This window comes from Citricoccus sp. NR2, from assembly GCF_027594385.1.
Classification (GTDB): domain Bacteria; phylum Actinomycetota; class Actinomycetes; order Actinomycetales; family Micrococcaceae; genus CmP2.
This window is the reverse complement of record NZ_CP115154.1, coordinates 3248267-3265703: the sequence shown is the minus strand read 5'-3', so window position 1 is coordinate 3265703 and position 17437 is coordinate 3248267. Positions and strand designations below refer to the sequence as shown.

Genomic DNA, 17437 nt, shown 5'->3' with positions numbered 1-17437 from the left:
TGTCAGAATGCGGAGGCCTTGGATTTATATCCGGCCTTGTTGACGGCGGCAATCAGGTCATCGACCGACGTCGTGGTTTCGTCGTGGTCAACCTCGACACGTCCGGACGCAAAATGGACTTTCACACCCTCGACACCGTCGAGGCGTCCGACCTGTTTCTCGATCTTGCTGACACACGAGGGGCAAGAGAATCCCTCAGCACGCAGGAGAGTGTGGGTGGTATCAGTCGTGTTGTTCATCGGGAGCCCTTCCTCGTTGCCCTACATGTGGGTGTGACCGGGATATTTTCCTGATCCATCGTGCTTTCAGGATATGGGCGGGCGCGGGTCTTGGCCTTGATGCAGATCAAGTCACGGGCTTCCGCGCAAGCATGATGGCGTGAGGTCGTCGCGGATCCGCGTACTGTGCCACAATTTTGAAACCTGCAGCGGTGCCGACCTCAGCCATAGCGTGTGTGGGCCACTGGTACGCGAGCGCGACGGGGTGCTGAAAAATCGGCTCATCGTAAATAAGGGTGTAGGTCGCTAAGCGCGTCGCTGCCTGGATGAAGGTCGAGGCCTTCAGATGATGGAAGTTCCTACACTGCCCATCCGGAAGACCTCAACGTGCACCACGCTACCTTCGTGCCCCCTGATCTGACCGTGTTCTGCCTACTCGACGCGCTTGGCCTTGAATCTGTAGGCCAGCACCTCGAGCCGGATCGTGCGGCGCTCGAGCGCCACGTTGCCGAGCCGGATCCGTGATGTCGGGCCTGACTCGTGCCATCTTTGGTCAGTGTAGTTCGTGGTGTGGCTGGGTAGTTCGTGGTGTGGCTGGGAAGGTTGATGTTCTGGGGCTCATGTTGCACCTTGTTCGAGACCACGACGTGCGTATGTAGTTGCGGGTCTGCCGCTCTGCTGTCGTAGTGGTCGTACGTGGTGGCGATCACGCCCTCGATCGGCATCTGCGCGATACCTCCCGCACCGACGTGGGTTACAGCGACGCGATCTTCCAGCATGGCGATGGTGTCTCGCATCGCGGCGTGATGGGCCTGCGCAATCAGGGCTTGCGTACCCGCGTCGGCCACGCCCCAGATCGCGCTGACCGACTTCGACGGCGAGAACGTGAGGTCGAAACCTGCAACGGCGGTGCGGGGCTTCTTCGCATTCTCTTCCTCACGAATGCGCGGCACGCTCTCTTCCCGTGCCTCGCCACGCAAGCTGGGATCGAGGCGTGCAAGGCGGGCGGCAATAGAGGGACGGCATCTTCACCGGTGTCGTCCTCGGCCCGCTGCTGTCTGGGTTGCTGCTGGAGGCCTTCGGCTGGCAGGCGACGTTCCTGGTCGCAGTGCCGATCATGGCACTCGTCGCCATCGGCGCGCCTCTGCTCGTGCCCGAGAACAAGGACCCACCGCGCGGATCGACCTGTTCAGCGCCATCCTCTTGGTCGGCGGGCTGCTGGCGATCATCTACGGCATCAAGCGCTTCGCCGTCCAGGCGCCCATCGGCCCTTGGATCGGCCTGCTGATCGCTGGCGCCCTGATCGGACTGTGGTTCGTGATCCGCCAGCTCCGTGCGAAGAAGCCTCTGCTGGACTGTGCGCCTGTTCGCCAACCGCACCGTCTCCGGGGCACTGGCAGTGTTCCTACTCTCGCCCGCCGCGCTGGGCGGAGTGTACTCGCTGTTCACCCAACTCGACGCGGGCACCAGCCTGGCAGTGGTCATCGCGAGCTTCGTGATCACCTACCCCGGCGTCGCTCCCTCGATGGCGCTGACCACCGACCTCGTCGAGAGCTCGGTGCCGCCCGCCGCGCCACGTCCGCCCGACCGGGCAGGCGCAGGAAGAGGTCGAAGCGACCGTCAGTTGAATCATACCCCCCCTGGGTATAGTCTGGGATAAATCAGACACGAGTGAGGGAGTTATAGATATGGCAACGACAACCGAGTACCAGGTGACCGGCATGAGCTGCGGGCACTGCGAGATCGCGATCCGCAGCGAGGTCTCCGAGATCAGCGGCGTGACTGGTATCGAGGTGAGCGCACAGACCGGGCGTCTCGCTGTCACCTCTGAGCAGCCCGTCGATGACGCCGCGGTGATCACAGCTGTCGACGAGGCCGGCTACACCGCCGTCAGGAGCTGAGATGAAAGCCGCTGCACGGCTTGGCCTGTACGGGCTTGCCCTCGTGGCCGTGTTCGGCGTGAGCGCATTCACGGCGAACACGATCATTCCAGAGGATACCGTGCAGTCCTGGGCGGAAGACACCGCAGACAACACCCACCACAGAGAAGAAGAGATGAACAGCGGCGGGCATGAGGGCCACAAGGCCGGCACGGCCGCCCTGGGCCTCGGCCTGGCCCAGGACGGCTACCAGCTCACCAGCGTGAGCGCACCGACCGGACCTAGCGACGAGGGCGAACTGACGTTCGCGATCACAGGACCCGACGGGAACCCGGTGACCGACTTTGAACGCGACCATGAGGAGGAAATGCACCTGGTTGCCGTCCGCGCCGACGGGCAGCACTTCGCCCACGTCCACCCCGAACGGGATGAGACCGGCATCTGGTCGATCCCCTGGCAGTGGGAGTCGGCTGGCACCTACCGGATCTTCGCGGACTTCGTCCCGGCGGAGACCGGTGAGGGTCTGACCTTGTCCACGATGCTGCAGGTCGCGGGTTCTTACGAGCCGGTTCCGGTGCAGCCCACCCTGGCGACCACGGCCGAGGGGTTCGATGTGGCCGTGTCCGGTGACCTCGTCGCCGGTTCAGCCTCCGAGCTGACCATGACCGTCACCCGTGACGGTGAATCGGTCACGACGCTCGAACCCTATCTGGGCGCGTTCGGTCACCTGGTCGCCCTGCGCGACGGAGACCTGGCCTACCTGCACGTCCACCCCCACGGTGACGCGCCTGCCGCCGGTGAAACGTCCGGCCCGGAGATCGTCTTCGAGGCCACAGCGCCCACGCCGGGCCGATACCTGCTCTACCTGGACTTCCAGGTCGATGGGCAGGTGCATACCGCGCCACTGGTGATCGATACCACCGGTAGCAGTGAGAGCCAGCCAAGCCCCGGAGACGGAACCGGCGAGCACGAGGAAGGAGAGGGCCATGACCACTGAGGACACCAGTACCCAGACGACCGGCTCCGGGGTGAATCTTACCGGGGTCGAGTTGCAGATCAGTGGCATGACCTGCGCCTCCTGCGCGAACCGAATCGAGAAGAAGCTCAACAAGCTCGACGGCATCACCGCCTCTGTGAACTACGCGACCGAGAAGGCCAGCGTCACCGCCCCGGCGGGCTATGACCCGCAGCTGCTGATCGCGGAGGTGGAGAAGACGGGGTACACCGCCGAGCTCCCCGCCGTCAAGGACGCACCCGCGCCGGGCAATGATGATGACGGCGCGTCACGTGAGGATGCTGAGCTGCGGGTGCTGCGCCAGCGGCTCATCGGGTCGGCGATTCTGACGGTGCCTGTCATCGCGATGGCGATGATCCCGGCCTTGCAGTTCGACTACTGGGGCTTCGCCTCCCTCACCTTGGCCGCTCCCGTGGTCGTCTGGGCGGGGTGGCCGTTCCACAAGGCTGCCTGGATGAACCTCAAGCACGGCGCGGCGACGATGGACACGCTCATCTCCGTCGGCACGACCGCCGCCATGATCTGGTCAGTCATCGCCCTGTTCTTCGGCACCGCGGGAGATCGTGGCGTCGTCCACCCCTTCGAGTTCACCATCTCCCGCTCCGACGGCCTCGGGCACATCTACCTAGAGGTCGCCGCCGGGGTGATCACCTTCATCCTGCTCGGCCGGTACTTCGAGAAGCGCTCCAAACGCCGCGCTGGAGCCGCCCTCCGCGCCCTGCTCGAACTCGGCGCGAAAGAGGTCTCGGTCCTGCGGAGCGGCAGAGAAGAGCGGATCTCGATCGAGGAGTTGAGCGTCGGTGACGAGTTCGTCGTCCGGCCCGGCGAGAAGATCGCCACCGACGGGATCATCACCTCCGGTAGCTCTGCGATCGATGCGTCCATGCTGACCGGCGAGTCCATCCCCGTCGAGGTCGGCGAGGGTGACAACGTCACCGGCGCCACAGTGAACGCCGGAGGACGCCTCGTGGTTAAGGCCACCCGGGTCGGCGCCGATACCCAGCTGGCCCAGATGGCCAAGCTGGTCGAGGATGCCCAATCGGGCAAGGCCGAGATCCAGCGTCTGGCAGATCGCGTCTCCGGGGTGTTCGTGCCGATCGCGATCGCTGTCGCGGTCGCCGCACTCGGCGCGTGGATCGGGGCCGGATTCCCGCTCTCGGCTGGGTTCACCGCCGCCGTCGCCGTACTGATCATCGCCTGCCCCTGCGCGCTGGGCCTCGCGACGCCCACGGCGCTGCTGGTCGGCACCGGGCGGGGCGCGCAAATGGGCGTGCTCATCAAAGGACCGGAGGTACTGGAATCCACGAAGCGCGTGGACACGATCGTGTTGGACAAGACCGGCACCGTCACCACCGGAAAGATGACGCTCACCGACGTCTTCACCGCCGACGGCACCACCCGCGAGGAGCTGCTGCGGATCGCGGGCGGCCTGGAGGACTACTCCGAGCACCCGATCGCTCAAGCCATCGCCGCAGGTGCCGCCTCCGAGGTGGGTGAGCTGCCGACGCCGGAGTCCTTCGAGAATATCGAGGGCAAAGGCGTGCAGGGCACCGTCGACGGCCACGCCGTGCTCGCCGGACGAGAGTCACTGCTCGCCGACTGGTCGATCCATCTCGACGATGAGCTCCTTGCTGCGAAGCAGGAGGCCGAGTCGCAGGGCAAGACCGCGATCGCTGTCGGCTGGGATGGCCAGGCGCGCGGTGTGCTCGTGGTCTCCGACCAGATCAAGCCCACCAGCGCTGAAGCGATCCGCCAGTTCAAGGAACTCGGCCTGACTCCGGTGCTGCTCACCGGCGACAATCAGTCGGTCGCCGAGCAGGTCGCCGCCGAGGTCGGCATCGGCCAAGTCATCGCGGAGGTGCTGCCGAAGGACAAGGTCGACGTCGTCAGCCGCCTGCAAGGTGAGGGCAAGACCGTGGCGATGGTCGGCGACGGCGTCAACGACGCTCCCGCACTCGCCCAAGCCGATCTGGGCCTGGCGATGGGCACCGGCACCGATGTCGCGATAGAGGCCGCCGACATCACCCTGGTGCGCGGCGACTTGCGCGCGGCCGCCGACGCGATCCGCCTGTCACGGAAAACGCTGGGCACGATCAAGACGAATCTGTTCTGGGCCTTCGCCTATAACACCGCCGCGATCCCGCTGGCTGCCTTCGGGCTGCTCAACCCGATGCTCGCCGGAGCCGCGATGGCGCTCTCGTCTGTGTTCGTCGTGAGTAACAGTCTGCGGCTGCGCACATTCAAGGCCAAGGCCGACGACGACCAGGCCGCCCCCGCGGGGAACGCCCCTGCACGCCAGCCGGCACAGGGCTAAGACAACTGAACCGTCATCACATCAGAAAGGACACCATCCACGATGACTGCACACGATCACCACAACCACGGCCACAGTGCTGCCTCCGGCGGCTGCAGCGGCCATACCCCGAAGGCCGACGATCTCGCGACGGCGAACAGTGACGATGTCACCGAATGCCTCGTGATGGCCGGTACGCCGGTCATCAAGTCGCAGGCCGAGGCCGCTGGCCTCTACCGCGACTACGAGGGTGAGCGGTACTGGTTCTGCTGCGCTGCCTGCGGACCCCTGTTCGACGCCAACCCCCAGCAGTACGTCAACGTCGTCTGACCGCAAGTGGATCGGAGGCCGCGCCCGCCACGACCCTGGACGGTGGGCGCGGTATCCGCCGCAGCGGAGCTAGCACGAGACCCGGCTCCGACCGGAAACGAGGAAAGGATCGACACACATGAACAAGCATCTACGACTTAGCATCGCCGTCGCTGCGCTCGGCGGCATCCTGGCACTGGCTGGGTGTGCGAACGGCCAAGAGACGCCCGAGGCGTCACCCTCTGCCGAGCACGGCGGTCACGGTGGCGAGCACGGCGGTCACGGTGGCGAGCACGGCGGTCACGGTGGCGACCACGACGGTATGGATCACCCGGCAGATGGCGGCCCGGTGCCTGACGGCATGGTCGACGCCACCGACCCGACCTATCCGGTGGGCAGCGAGGTGACACTCACCGCGAATCACATGCACGGCATGGACGGCGCGACAGCGACGATCGTTGGCGCCTACGACACCTACACCTACTCCGTCGACTACACCCCGGAAGAAGGTTCCCCGGTTCTGGATCACAAGTGGGTCGTGCAGGAAGAGATCGAGGACGCCGGTGACCAGCGCCTTGCCGATGGAACCGAGGTGGTATTGCTCGCCGATCACATGGAAGGCATGAGCGGTGTCACCGCGACGATCGCGTCTTCCACCGACGAGACCGTCTACGTCGTCGATTACGAAGCCGACGGCATGACCATGACCAACCACAAGTGGGTCGTCGAAAGCGAAATCGAACCCATCAGCTGACCCGCCACAGGGCGGACGCGGACCAGGAGCAGTGAGACCGGTATGAACGACAAGCACAGCGAACATCATCACGATCATGGTGGCGGCAACGCGACCCGAGAGCACGACTCCGCGCCCGAGCATGGTCGCGCGCATCACGACCACCAGCACGAGGACCACTCTGCTCACAGCCACGATGCTGGGCACGACGGTCACGCCGATCATCAGGATCACCGTGGACACGACGTGCACGCGGGTGATTCCGCTCACGAAGGGCACGGGGGTCATGGCGGGCATGGCGATCATGTCGGGCAGTTCCGCAGGCTGTTCTGGATCATGCTCGTCCTCGCCGTCCCTGTGGTCGGCTTCAACGAGATGTTCGCCCACCTGATCGGCTACCATCTGCCCGACGCCGAGTGGGTGTGGTGGGTCTCCCCGATCCTCGGCACGGTCATCTACTTTTGGGGCGGATGGCCGTTCCTGACCGGCGCGATCAGCGAGGTCCGCTCCCGTAAACCCGGCATGATGCTGCTGATCGGGCTGGCGATCACCGTGGCGTTCATCGCGTCCTGGGGTGCGACCCTGCACCTGCTCGATCACGAGCTGAACTTCTGGTGGGAGCTCGCCCTACTGGTGGTGATCATGCTCCTCGGGCACTGGATCGAGATGCGGTCGCTGGCCCAGACCACCTCCGCGCTCGACTCGCTGGCAGCTCTGCTGCCGGACGAGGCGGAGAAGGTAGACGGCGACGACATCATCAAGGTCGCTCCGGCAGACCTTCGGGTCGGCGATGTCGTGATCGTCCGGCCAGGCTCGTCGGTACCCGCCGACGGTCGGATCGTCGACGGCTCGGCCTCGATGGATGAGTCGATGGTCACCGGCGAGTCCAAGACCGTGCGCCGCGAGAGCGGCGACCACATCGTCGCAGGAACCGTCGCCACCGACTCCGGGCTGCGCGTGGAGGTCACCGCCACCGGCGACGACACCGCCCTGGCCGGGATTCAGAAGCTCGTTGCCGATGCTCAGGCGTCGTCGTCTCGCGCGCAGCGGATCGCCGACACAGCTGCGGCCTGGTTGTTCTGGTTCGCCCTCGGGGCCGCAGTGATCACCGCGATCGTATGGACACTCGTCGGGATGCCCGATGCCGCGGTCGTGCGCACCATCACGGTGCTGGTGATCGCCTGCCCGCACGCCCTGGGCCTGGCGATCCCGTTGGTCGTCTCCATCGCGACCGAGCGGGCGGCCCGTGGCGGGGTGCTCGTCAAGGATCGCCTCGCGCTGGAGTCGATGCGCACGGTGGATGCGGTGCTCTTCGACAAGACCGGCACGCTGACCAAGGGTGAGCCCACCGTCACCGGTATTGACCCAGTCGCCGACCGGAGCGAGGACGAAGTTCTCGCCCTGGCCGCAGCCGCCGAATCCGACAGTGAACACCCGCTCGCCCGCGCGATCACTGGAGCCGCGCGGGCGCGCGATCTGGACGTGCCGAGGGCCAGTGAGTTCTCGTCCTCGCCCGCGGTCGGGGTCAAGGCGACCGTCGACGGCACCGTGATCGAGGTCGGCGGCCCCTACCTGCTCGAACAGCATTCCGCCCGAGAGCTGCCGGTGGCGAACCACTGGCGGGAGGAGGGCGCGATCATCCTCCATGTGCTCGCCGACGGCGAGGTCATCGGGGCACTGCGGCTGGCCGACGAGATCCGGCCCGAATCCCGCGACGCCGTCGACGCCCTCCACGCACAGGGCGCGCAGGTGGTGATGATCACCGGCGATGCCCAAGCCGTCGCCGACACAGTCGCCAAGGACTTGGGCATCGACCGGGTCTTCGCCGGCGTGCGCCCCGAGGACAAGGCCGCCAAGGTCGCAGAACTCCAAGACGAGGGCCGCAAGGTCGCGATGGTCGGCGACGGCGTAAATGACGCCCCCGCCCTCGCCCAGGCCGACGTCGGCATCGCCATCGGAGCAGGCACCGACGTCGCCATCGGTTCCGCCGGCGTCATCCTCGCCTCCTCCGACCCGCGCTCGGTACTCTCGATCTACGAGCTGTCACGCGCCTCGTACCGCAAGATGAAGCAGAACCTGTGGTGGGCCGGCGGTTACAACCTCGTGTCCGTGCCCCTCGCAGCGGGTGTGCTCGCGCCCATCGGGTTCGTGCTTCCCATGAGCATCGGCGCAATCCTCATGTCCGCCTCCACCGTCGTCGTCGCCCTCAACGCCCAGCTGCTGCGTCGCCTCGACCTCACGCCCGAAGCGAGCACCAACCGCATCCTCGACCGCTCCTGACCCAAAAGGAAGAACTATGACGAATACGGCACCCGTGGCAACGACCGGCCACGGCTACATCAGCGACAAGAACCAGTACCTCGCCCGGATGAAACGCATCGAAGGCCAGGCCCGTGGCATCCACCGCATGATCGACGAGGACAAGTACTGCATCGACATCCTCACCCAGATTAGCGCCATTACCTCCGCGCTAAATACGGTCGCTCTGGGTCTGCTCGATGACCACCTCAAACACTGCGTCACCGACGCCATCCAAGCTCAGGCAGACGACGCGGAGCAGAAGCTCCGCGAAGCCTCAGCCGCCATCGCCCGCCTCGTGAAGTCCTAACCACAGGGACCACCGTCAATGAGCATCGCCACCCGCGTGCTCCCTACGTTGACCGATCGCTGGCACCTCGGGCTTCCTGCGCCGGTAACACCCTGGTGGACTCCCTTGACCGCCATGTACTGGCATAGCTTGCCGTGACCGTGCCTTTGACGGGCGTATCCGATGCGAAGCTTCGAGCCGCTCACAGCTCGGACTCGCACGGTGAAGCGCCCTGGGTCTGGCGGGACGTCACCGAGGTAGCCGTGGAGGCGCTGTCCCGAGCAGTTAGGGAAAATGCTTACGGATGCTACGAGTCGGCTTGGTGAGAGAATCCCACGTCGCCCGTCTAGCGGTAATCCACCAAGTTCACAGAGTCGGTAGGCTTTTCGGGCCCATCGAGGATAACCAAACTCTCGGGCAGGCGTAAGACGTCACTTATTAGAGGCGTTCTGGGCGAGCCGAGTAGGACTTCATATGCTGCAGCGGCAGTTCCTCTGTGTGTGATGTTCGCGATCGGAGACGGCGGAATTGGCGCGGCAATGCTGTCGTGCATCGTGTGGCGTGGCTGTGATCTCAGTATGCTTGAGCCATGTCGAATCATCCGAAGAATCCGGTCTTGTTCCCGTACGCGCGCGATCAAGGTCACTTGGAAACTGACGTGGTCTCCACGGGAGACCTTCCTGAGGCAGCGGTCGTTGAGGACATGATGCAGCAGACGTATGAGCTGCACGTGGATCTGTCGGAGGGGACTGTTGCGAGTTACATTCCGAAGCTGGCTGAGGCGGATCCTGGGTGGTTCGGTTTGACGCTGGCCTCGGCGACGGGGAGCAGGTTCAGTAGTGGTGATTCGCAGCAAGAGTTCTCGATTCAGTCGATCGCTAAAGCCTTCGTTTATGCGCTGGTCTGTGACGCCGTGGGCCACGAGGAGGTGCGTGAGCGAATCGGTGTCAACAACACGGGGCTGCCGTTTAACTCGGTGATGGCTATCGAGTTGAATGAGGGTCACACGATGAACCCGATGGTCAACGCTGGCGCCCTGGCCACGACGTCCCTGGTTTCCGGGTCGACCTGGGATGAGAAGTGGGAGTTCATCCTCCAGGGGCTTTCCGCTTTCGCCGGCCGTGATCTGGAGCTCGACGAAGGGGTCTACGCCTCCGAGATGGAGACGAATATGCGCAACCGCAGCATCGCTCGGTTGCTGCAGAGCTATGGTCATATCACCGTTGATCCGGCTCGCGTGATCGAGCTTTACACTCGGCAGTGCTCGCTGCGTGTTACTACGGAAGTTCTGGCGATCATGGGAGCGACGCTGGCAAACGGTGGTGTCCATCCGATTACCGGGACACAGGTGGTGGGTGCTGATGTCAGCCGGGACGTGCTCTCGGTCATGGCGAGCACCGGCATGTACGAAGCCAGTGGCGATTGGCTCTTCGAGATCGGGATGCCGGGTAAGAGCGGAGTGGCCGGCGGCATTGTCACCATCGCCCCGGGCAAGGGCAGTCTTGCGACCTTTTCTCCACCTCTTGATGCGGCAGGGAACAGCGTGCGCGGGATTCACGCGACTCGGCACCTTTCCCATAAGCTCGGCTTGAATCTGTTCTCCTCGGCAGCCCGAGCTCGCCAGTAGAAGATGTGGCCTCGGTATGAATCCGCTCATCACGGTGGGAGTGTTCTCACAGTGTGCATCTGCGGACGACAGGTTGGTGCCGGAGGACTGTAGGCCAGTCGGGGAGACTGGCGATCAAAGAGCGCGATGACGTGGCTCCGCTGGGAGTGGGGAGTCAGCGTCGGGGTGTGGGTGACGTACTCAAATGTCAATGCTAGCGGAGACATCGGCGAGATCGGCATAATATGGCACCATGCCGATCTCATCATCAGGACCGCGAAGTCTCAGCCAGCGTCTTCGCACGGAATCGGGTTCGGCGGTGCTTCTTGTTGCCGTCACAGTGATCGCCCTGTTGTGGGCGAACTCGCCGTTCTCGGACACATGGGGCTGATGCAGGGATAGGTGACATCTGATCTGGCTAGCCGATGGTTGGCCTGGAAGGATTGTCATCATGCCTAAGCCCTATCCCCGAGAGTTCCGCGACGATATTGTCCGGCTCGCTCAGAACCGGGATGAGAACACCACGATCTCCCAGATCGCCTCGGACTTCGGGATCCATGTCGGCACTTTGAACAAGTGGCTGCGCCAAGCCGACCTCGACGCCGGCAACACCACTGATCGCAAGCCCGGTGCCACCAGTGATGAGAAGGCGCAGCTGCGGGCAGCGAACCGCAGGATCAAAGTCCTCGAGCAAGAGTTGGAGGTCATGCGATGGGCCGCTGCCTACTTCGGGCAGGCTCAGATCCGGTCAAAATGAAGTACCCGCTCGTATGCGATCTGGCCGCCGGCCCAGGAAGCCGAGAAGATCATCGCCGTCGCCCTGGATCTGGCCGAGGACTGCGGCAAGGCCTACCGCCACGCGCCCGAGCATCTGAAGCGCGAACTCAATAAGACCTTCTTCACCAAGATTCTGGTGCATGAGACCGATCAGCCCGGTGACTTCGAGCTAGAGGGGCAGCTGGAGCCGCCGTTCGATGTGCTCTTCAGCGCCGAGACTCGCAAGGCTGTGGCCGAGATTCAGAAGGCCGAGAAGAGCCAGCGTAATAGCAAAAACGAAGCGCCGACCCCTGAGGATCGGCGCTTGGATTCATCTGTAGCGGCGGCACCCGAACGCACTATTACGTCGAATATCACGCTTATGGTGCCCCAGATAGGATTCGAACCTACGACCTACCCTTTAGGAGAGGGTTGCTCTATCCCCTGAGCTACTGAGGCGCACCGCACTAGTCTACAGAACCGCGCCGCTGGAAGCGCCGGATGAGCAGGAGCACGAGCCAGACCATCAGCACCGCGAGCAACACCCAGCGCAACTGCGTCAGCAGGCTGGCCGTGGCGACGGCGTCGGCCGTCAGCTCGTGCAGGGCCCGCTCGATCGCGATGTTCTCCCAGATATCGACGACGGCGAAAATCACGCCCGAAGCTAAGGTCACCCAACGCAGAGGAACGCTGCGCAAGGACCAGGCACCCACGACGGAAACAGCCAAAGCCACCGTGATCGGGAAGATCATGCCAGCCGTTTTGTGCACCCAATTCAACTGCCCGAGTGCGTCGTCATCCATCACCGCGGCCAAGGCGGTGACGTCTTCGAGGGAGTAGCCGGTGATCCGGTGGTCCAGCATGGAGAGTTCACCGGTCAGCTGGGTCATCTGCTCAAGAACAAGCCCGTGGTAGTAGAACGCGATGAACGCGAGGGTGCCCAGCAGTGCGATGATGAGCATTCCGGGACTGCCCTGTTGCTGGCCGGAGCGCTGAAGGTCATCCCGAGCCTGCGTGACCGACATGCGGGGCCGCTCGGGCCGGTTCGGTCGATTGTCCTTCGAGCGTGCCACAGTACCTCCGGATGCAAGATTCGCAACGTCATCCACATTGCCCCACCATTCTACGGGGGTGCGGTGGCGGGCTCCTGTGGAGAACTCGCCTGAGACGTTACCGTGTCCGTCGAGGGCACTAGACTGGTGGGCATCATGGCTCAGGATCATCAGACTTCATTGCCCGGTTTCTTGCCCGCTTTCACCTCCCGCCCGGGGACGGCGCTGGCAGACCCGGAATTCACCACGGACCCCGAAGCTGTGGATGCTCGGTCGACATCGGACGATGCCCTGGTTAATGGACTCAACGATCCTCAGGCCCAAGCCGTGCAACACACCGCCGGTCCGCTCCTGATCGTCGCCGGCGCCGGCTCGGGCAAAACCCGGGTGCTGACGCACCGCATCGCCTGGCTGCTGGCCACCGGAGCCGCGCGTCCGCATGAGTTCATGGCGATCACCTTTACTAATAAGGCCGCCGCCGAAATGCGCGAGCGCATCACCTCCTTGATTGGGGCGGCCGCCCAGCAGATGTGGATCTCCACTTTCCACTCGTCGTGCGTCCGGATTCTGCGCCGCGAGGCCACCCACGTGGGGCTGAAATCCAACTTCTCCATCTACGACTCGGCGGATTCACTGCGCCTGGTCACCACCATCGCCAAGCTGAACGATCTGGACCCGAAGCGATTCGCGCCCAAGGGCCTACTCAACAAGATCAGCGCGCTGAAAAACGAACTCATCGACGCCGACTCCTTCGCCTCTACCGCGGCGGCCGACCCGTACAACCAGGCCGTGGCGACAGTGTATTCGGAGTACGCCTCCCGGCTGCGCCAGGCCAACGCCATGGACTTCGACGACCTCATCGCCACCACGGTGCACATGTTTGAGGCATTCCCGGCAGTGCTGGATTACTATCGACGCCGCTTCCGGTTCGTGCTGGTTGACGAGTACCAGGACACCAACCACGCCCAGTACCGGCTGGTGCGATTGCTCACCGGCCCCGCAAACGAGCCACAGGGCGTGGAAACACCAGGCGGACAGCTCACCGTCGTGGGTGACTCGGACCAGTCGATCTACGCCTTCCGCGGTGCAGACATCCGCAACATCGTCGAGTTCGAACAGGACTACCCGGACGCGACCACCATCAAGCTTGAGCAGAACTACCGCTCCACGCAGACCATCCTGGACGCAGCAAATGCCGTGATTTCGAAGAACCCGGCGCGGACCAAGAAAAACCTGTGGACCGCCGAAGGCCCGGGGGAGAAAATCATCGGCTACGCCGCTGAATCGGAAACCTCGGAAGCCGACTGGATCGCCGGCAAGGTCGATGAACTCATGGACACCGACGGGATTCGCCCCGCGGACATTGCGGTGTTCTACCGCACCAACGCCCAGTCGCGTTCCCTGGAAGAGCGGCTGATTGCCAAGGGCATCCCGTATCGTGTGGTCGGCGGCACCCGGTTCTACGATCGTAAAGAGATTAAGGACGCGCTGGCCTACCTGCGGGTGATCGACAACCCCGACGACGACGTCAACCTGCGCCGGATCCTCAACGAGCCCAAACGCGGCATCGGCGACCGGGCCGAGGGCGCGGTGGCTGCCCTGCAGCAGCGAGAGCGCATCACCTTCATGGAGGCCCTGCGCCGTGCCGAAGAAGCCCCCGGGGTGGCGACGCGTTCGGTGAAATCCATTGTCGGATTCGTGCAGCTGATGGACGATCTCAGCGAAATTGCTGAGACGCAGGGGCCGGCCACCGTGCTGGAAGCGGTGCTGGAGCAAACCGGAATGCTGCAGAATTTGCGCGAATCCGAGGACCTGCAGGACGAATCCCGCGCCGACAACCTTGGCGAGCTTGTGGCCGTGGTGCGCGAATTTGAGAAGACCCACGTTCAGGGCACCTTGGGGGAGTTCCTCGAGCAGGTGGCGCTGGTGGCCGACGCCGATCAGTTGCCCAGCGCCCCCGACGCCGAGGGTGAACGACTGGCCGATCAGCTCGGCCAGGTCACCCTGATGACCCTTCACACCGCCAAGGGCCTGGAGTTTCCGGTGGTGTTCCTCACCGGCATGGAGCACGGTGTATTCCCCCACTCGCGCTCCATGACTGACGAGAAGGAACTAGCGGAGGAACGTCGCCTCGCCTATGTGGGGCTCACCCGCGCCCGGAAACGGCTGTTCCTCTCGCGCGCCGAAGCCCGTTCTCTGTGGGGGCAACACCAATTCAACCCGCCCAGTCAGTTCCTGGGGGAGATTCCGGAAGAGCTGATCGAATGGGAACGCGTGGGACGCACCAACCCCGGGTCCTTCGGCGGCGGTTCCGTCGGCGGTTTCGCCTCCCCGGGGTCGCGCTACAACCAGCGGTTCACCGGCTCGCACTGGGGTGCATCGACGTCGAATTCAAACTATGGAGGAGGCGGCCGCGACGAGGACGGCAACCGAGAGGTCATTCGCCCGGCAGCACGCTCCGGTACGGGTGGTCCTCGGCGTCGTGTGGACGAATCCAAGGAGCTGATTTCGCTGTCGGTGGGTGACCGCGTCAGCCACGCTAGTTTCGGCGAAGGCCAGGTCACGGCGCTGACCGGATCGGGTGATAAGACGGTCGCCACGGTGGTGTTTGGCGGTACGGAGAAGCGCCTGCTGCTCCGCTATGCGCCGCTGACGCGAATCGAGTCCTGAGAACAGCGTCTTATCACCGCCGAAACCCTGCAAACTCGGCGCGTCTGGTCTAAGGTTGGAGAGGACGATCCGGCGTGACCGGATCCTTCTTGAGCGCACAGGTTTCGGGGTGTCCTCGATCCACCGCTCATCATCCCTATAGTCAAGGCAGAAGGACTTAATTCCCGTGGACCTGTATGAGTACCAGGCACGCGATCTGTTCGAGGCACACGGTGTTCCCGTGCTGGCCGGCATCGTGGCGCAAACCCCGGAAGAAGCCAAGGCTGCGGCCGAGAAGATCGGCGGAGTCACCGTCGTGAAAGCTCAGGTCAAAGTCGGCGGTCGCGGCAAGGCCGGTGGTGTCAAGGTCGCGAAGACCGCTGACGAAGCCTATGAGCACGCGAAGGCCATCCTCGGCATGGACATCAAGGGGCACACCGTGCACCAGGTGATGATCGCCCAGGGTGCCGATATCGCGGAAGAGTACTACTTCTCCGTGCTCCTGGACCGCGCCAACCGCACCTACCTGGCCATGTGCTCGGTGGAAGGCGGCATGGAGATCGAGCAGCTCGCCGTCGAGCGTCCTGAGGCCCTGGCCAAGGTTCCTGTCTCCGCCCTGACCGGTATCGATGCCGACACCGCCGCGAAGATCGTGGCCGAAGCCAACTTCCCGGAGGAACTGCGCGGCCCGGTGGCCGACGTCATCGTCAAACTCTGGGACGTGTTCAAAGGCGAAGACGCCACCCTGGTTGAGGTGAACCCGCTGGTGAAGACCGGTGACGGTGCCATCCTCGCCCTCGACGGCAAGGTGTCCCTGGACGAGAACGCCGCGTTCCGTCAGGAAGGCCACAGTGCCCTCGTCGACAAGCGCACCGAGGACCCGCTGGAGGCCAAGGCCAAGGAGAACGACCTCAACTACGTCAAACTGGACGGCCAGGTCGGCATCATCGGTAACGGTGCAGGTCTGGTGATGTCGACTCTCGACGTCGTCGCCTACGCCGGCGAGAACCACGGCAACGTGAAGCCCGCTAACTTCCTGGACATCGGCGGTGGCGCCTCGGCTGAGGTCATGGCGAACGGTCTCGACGTCATCCTCGGCGACGACCAGGTGAAGTCCGTGTTCGTCAACGTCTTCGGTGGAATCACCTCCTGCGACGCGGTGGCTAGCGGTATCGTCAAGGCTCTCGAGATCCTCGGTGATTCTGCTACCAAGCCGCTGGTCGTCCGCCTGGACGGCAACAACGTGGAGGAAGGTCGGAAGATTCTGGCCGACGCCAACCACCCGCTCGTCACCCTGGCCACCACGATGGACGAAGGCGCCGACAAGGCTGCCGAGCTGGCCAACAAGTAAGCACGTAAGGACGGACCACACCCCATGTCTATCTACCTGAACAAGGATTCCAAGGTCATCGTCCAGGGCATCACCGGCGGCGAAGGCACCAAGCACACCGCCCTGATGCTCAAGGCCGGGACCAACATCGTCGGCGGCGTGAACGCACGCAAGGCCGGCACCACCGTGACCCACACCCACTCCGAGGGGTACGAAGTTGATCTGCCCGTGTTCGGTTCCGTGGCTGAGGCCATGGAGAAGACCGGTGCCGACGTGTCGGTGGCCTTCGTGCCGCCGAAGTTCGCCAAGGACGCTGCTGTGGAAGCCATCGAAGCAGGCATTCCGCTGCTCGTGGTGATCACCGAGGGCATCCCCGTCCAGGACACCGCCGAGTTCTACGCTCTGGCCGAGTCCAAGACCGACGCCGACGGCAATCCCACCACCCGCGTGATCGGCCCGAACTGCCCCGGCGTGATCACCCCGGGTCAGGCTCTGGCCGGCATCACCCCGGCGAACATCACCGGCTCGGGCCCCATCGGCCTGGTGTCCAAGTCGGGCACCCTGACCTACCAGATGATGTACGAGCTGCGTGACTTCGGCTTCTCGACCGCCATCGGTATCGGCGGCGACCCCGTCATCGGCACCACCCACATTGACGCCCTGGCTGCGTTCGAGGCGGACCCGGAGACCGAGGCCATCGTGATGATCGGTGAGATCGGCGGTGACGCCGAGGAGCGCGCCGCAGAGTTCATCAAGGCCAACGTCACTAAGCCGGTTGTCGGCTACGTGGCCGGCTTCACCGCACCCGAGGGCAAGACCATGGGCCACGCCGGCGCCATCGTTTCCGGTTCCTCGGGCACCGCGGAGGCCAAAAAGGAAGCCCTCGAGGCCGCTGGCGTGAAGGTCGGCAAGACGCCGTCCGAAACCGCACAGCTGATGCGCGAGATCTTGCAGAACCGCGGCTGATCCCCGCACCACGCACCGGGCGCCCGGGACTGGCTCATTGCGA

General features: G+C 64.2%; 17 protein-coding genes, 1 tRNA gene and 2 pseudogenes. 15 read left to right on the top strand and 5 right to left on the bottom strand.

Annotated elements, in window-relative coordinates; genetic code table 11:
• Positions 1–2: 2 nt before the first annotated feature.
• The gene (locus O1A05_RS15395; protein WP_270106030.1) at positions 3–239 is read right to left on the bottom strand and encodes a heavy-metal-associated domain-containing protein; all 237 of its coding nucleotides are present in this window, start codon (positions 237–239) and stop codon (positions 3–5) included.
• 366 nt (positions 240–605) lie between these two features.
• Here O1A05_RS15395 and O1A05_RS15390 point away from each other — a divergent pair.
• Positions 606–740 (top strand): annotated as a pseudogene (locus O1A05_RS15390) (ISL3 family transposase); the annotation flags it as partial.
• Between the two features lie 152 nt (positions 741–892).
• On the opposite strand, the pseudogene O1A05_RS15385 reads toward O1A05_RS15390, so the two are convergent.
• A pseudogene (locus tag O1A05_RS15385) lies at positions 893–1171 on the bottom strand (relaxase domain-containing protein); the annotation flags it as partial.
• Between the two features lie 110 nt (positions 1172–1281).
• On the opposite strand from O1A05_RS15385, the gene O1A05_RS15380 reads away from it, so the two are divergent.
• The 11 genes from O1A05_RS15380 to O1A05_RS15330 all read left to right on the top strand — a co-directional run bounded on the left by O1A05_RS15380 (position 1282) and on the right by O1A05_RS15330 (position 11398).
• The gene (locus O1A05_RS15380; protein WP_270106029.1) at positions 1282–1506 is read left to right on the top strand and encodes a hypothetical protein; all 225 of its coding nucleotides are present in this window, start codon (positions 1282–1284) and stop codon (positions 1504–1506) included.
• Positions 1507–1551: 45 nt separating this feature from the next.
• The gene (locus O1A05_RS15375; RefSeq protein WP_270106028.1) at positions 1552–1878 is read left to right on the top strand and encodes a hypothetical protein; all 327 of its coding nucleotides are present in this window, start codon (positions 1552–1554) and stop codon (positions 1876–1878) included.
• A 28-nt stretch (positions 1879–1906) separates the two neighbouring features.
• Positions 1907–2119, top strand: coding sequence for a heavy-metal-associated domain-containing protein (locus tag O1A05_RS15370; RefSeq protein ID WP_270106027.1), 213 nt, complete (start codon positions 1907–1909; stop codon positions 2117–2119).
• A gap of 1 nt (position 2120) precedes the next feature.
• A complete protein-coding gene (locus O1A05_RS15365) occupies positions 2121–3095 on the top strand; it encodes a heavy-metal-associated domain-containing protein (RefSeq protein WP_270106026.1) in 975 nt (324 codons plus the stop codon).
• A complete protein-coding gene (locus tag O1A05_RS15360; protein WP_270106025.1) occupies positions 3085–5427 on the top strand; it encodes a heavy metal translocating P-type ATPase in 2343 nt (780 codons plus the stop codon). The genes O1A05_RS15365 and O1A05_RS15360 overlap by 11 nt, the downstream gene beginning before the upstream one ends.
• Positions 5428–5469: 42 nt before the next feature.
• Positions 5470–5736, top strand: coding sequence for a YHS domain-containing protein (locus O1A05_RS15355; protein WP_260073776.1), 267 nt, complete (start codon positions 5470–5472; stop codon positions 5734–5736).
• Between the two features lie 118 nt (positions 5737–5854).
• A complete protein-coding gene (locus tag O1A05_RS15350; protein WP_270106024.1) occupies positions 5855–6469 on the top strand; it encodes a YdhK family protein in 615 nt (204 codons plus the stop codon).
• A 42-nt stretch (positions 6470–6511) separates the two neighbouring features.
• The gene (locus O1A05_RS15345) at positions 6512–8728 is read left to right on the top strand and encodes a heavy metal translocating P-type ATPase (RefSeq protein WP_270106023.1); all 2217 of its coding nucleotides are present in this window, start codon (positions 6512–6514) and stop codon (positions 8726–8728) included.
• Between the two features lie 16 nt (positions 8729–8744).
• Positions 8745–9056 (top strand): metal-sensitive transcriptional regulator, encoded by a 312-nt coding sequence (locus O1A05_RS15340; protein WP_044494528.1) that lies wholly within the window; start codon positions 8745–8747, stop codon positions 9054–9056.
• A gap of 568 nt (positions 9057–9624) precedes the next feature.
• Positions 9625–10662: a glutaminase A gene (glsA, locus tag O1A05_RS15335; RefSeq protein ID WP_333481990.1), complete on the top strand. Its 1038-nt coding sequence runs from the start codon at positions 9625–9627 to the stop codon at positions 10660–10662.
• Positions 10663–11092: 430 nt separating this feature from the next.
• Positions 11093–11398 (top strand): transposase, encoded by a 306-nt coding sequence (locus O1A05_RS15330; protein WP_270106022.1) that lies wholly within the window; start codon positions 11093–11095, stop codon positions 11396–11398.
• Here O1A05_RS15330 and O1A05_RS15325 read toward each other — a convergent pair.
• From O1A05_RS15325 to O1A05_RS15315, 3 genes are all read right to left on the bottom strand, one after another.
• The gene (locus O1A05_RS15325) at positions 11390–11560 is read right to left on the bottom strand and encodes a hypothetical protein (protein WP_270106021.1); all 171 of its coding nucleotides are present in this window, start codon (positions 11558–11560) and stop codon (positions 11390–11392) included. The genes O1A05_RS15330 and O1A05_RS15325 overlap by 9 nt on opposite strands.
• A gap of 220 nt (positions 11561–11780) precedes the next feature.
• Positions 11781–11856 (bottom strand) — tRNA-Arg (locus O1A05_RS15320).
• A gap of 8 nt (positions 11857–11864) precedes the next feature.
• Complete coding sequence (locus O1A05_RS15315) at positions 11865–12470, bottom strand: hypothetical protein (RefSeq protein ID WP_270106020.1); 606 nt, start codon at positions 12468–12470, stop codon at positions 11865–11867.
• Between the two features lie 135 nt (positions 12471–12605).
• Here O1A05_RS15315 and pcrA point away from each other — a divergent pair, with 135 nt between their 5' ends.
• The 3 genes from pcrA to sucD all read left to right on the top strand — a co-directional run bounded on the left by pcrA (position 12606) and on the right by sucD (position 17394).
• On the top strand, positions 12606–15119 hold the full coding sequence (gene pcrA / locus O1A05_RS15310) for a DNA helicase PcrA (protein ID WP_270106019.1): 2514 nt from the start codon (positions 12606–12608) through the stop codon (positions 15117–15119).
• Positions 15120–15285: 166 nt separating this feature from the next.
• Positions 15286–16449 carry an ADP-forming succinate--CoA ligase subunit beta gene (gene sucC / locus O1A05_RS15305; protein ID WP_270106018.1) on the top strand — a complete coding sequence of 388 codons (1164 nt, stop codon included), beginning with the start codon at positions 15286–15288 and terminating at the stop codon, positions 16447–16449.
• 24 nt (positions 16450–16473) lie between these two features.
• Entirely contained in the window at positions 16474–17394 is a 921-nt protein-coding gene (sucD, locus tag O1A05_RS15300; RefSeq protein WP_270106017.1) for a succinate--CoA ligase subunit alpha, read from the top strand.
• The last annotated feature ends 43 nt before the right edge of the window (positions 17395–17437 follow it).

Excerpts from the sequence above, each read along its gene's own strand:
- O1A05_RS15395 (WP_270106030.1), bottom strand. The coding sequence starts at position 239 with ATGAACAACACGACTGATACCACCCACACTCTCCTGCGTGCTGAGGGA.
- O1A05_RS15370 (WP_270106027.1), top strand. The coding sequence starts at position 1,907 with ATGGCAACGACAACCGAGTACCAGGTGACCGGCATGAGCTGCGGGCAC.
- O1A05_RS15365 (WP_270106026.1), top strand. The coding sequence starts at position 2,121 with ATGAAAGCCGCTGCACGGCTTGGCCTGTACGGGCTTGCCCTCGTGGCC.
- O1A05_RS15360 (WP_270106025.1), top strand. The coding sequence starts at position 3,085 with ATGACCACTGAGGACACCAGTACCCAGACGACCGGCTCCGGGGTGAAT.
- O1A05_RS15355 (WP_260073776.1), top strand. The coding sequence starts at position 5,470 with ATGACTGCACACGATCACCACAACCACGGCCACAGTGCTGCCTCCGGC.
- O1A05_RS15350 (WP_270106024.1), top strand. The coding sequence starts at position 5,855 with ATGAACAAGCATCTACGACTTAGCATCGCCGTCGCTGCGCTCGGCGGC.
- O1A05_RS15345 (WP_270106023.1), top strand. The coding sequence starts at position 6,512 with ATGAACGACAAGCACAGCGAACATCATCACGATCATGGTGGCGGCAAC.
- O1A05_RS15340 (WP_044494528.1), top strand. The coding sequence starts at position 8,745 with ATGACGAATACGGCACCCGTGGCAACGACCGGCCACGGCTACATCAGC.
- glsA (WP_333481990.1), top strand. The coding sequence starts at position 9,625 with ATGTCGAATCATCCGAAGAATCCGGTCTTGTTCCCGTACGCGCGCGAT.
- O1A05_RS15330 (WP_270106022.1), top strand. The coding sequence starts at position 11,093 with ATGCCTAAGCCCTATCCCCGAGAGTTCCGCGACGATATTGTCCGGCTC.
- O1A05_RS15325 (WP_270106021.1), bottom strand. The coding sequence starts at position 11,560 with ATGCACCAGAATCTTGGTGAAGAAGGTCTTATTGAGTTCGCGCTTCAG.
- pcrA (WP_270106019.1), top strand. The coding sequence starts at position 12,606 with ATGGCTCAGGATCATCAGACTTCATTGCCCGGTTTCTTGCCCGCTTTC.
- sucD (WP_270106017.1), top strand. The coding sequence starts at position 16,474 with ATGTCTATCTACCTGAACAAGGATTCCAAGGTCATCGTCCAGGGCATC.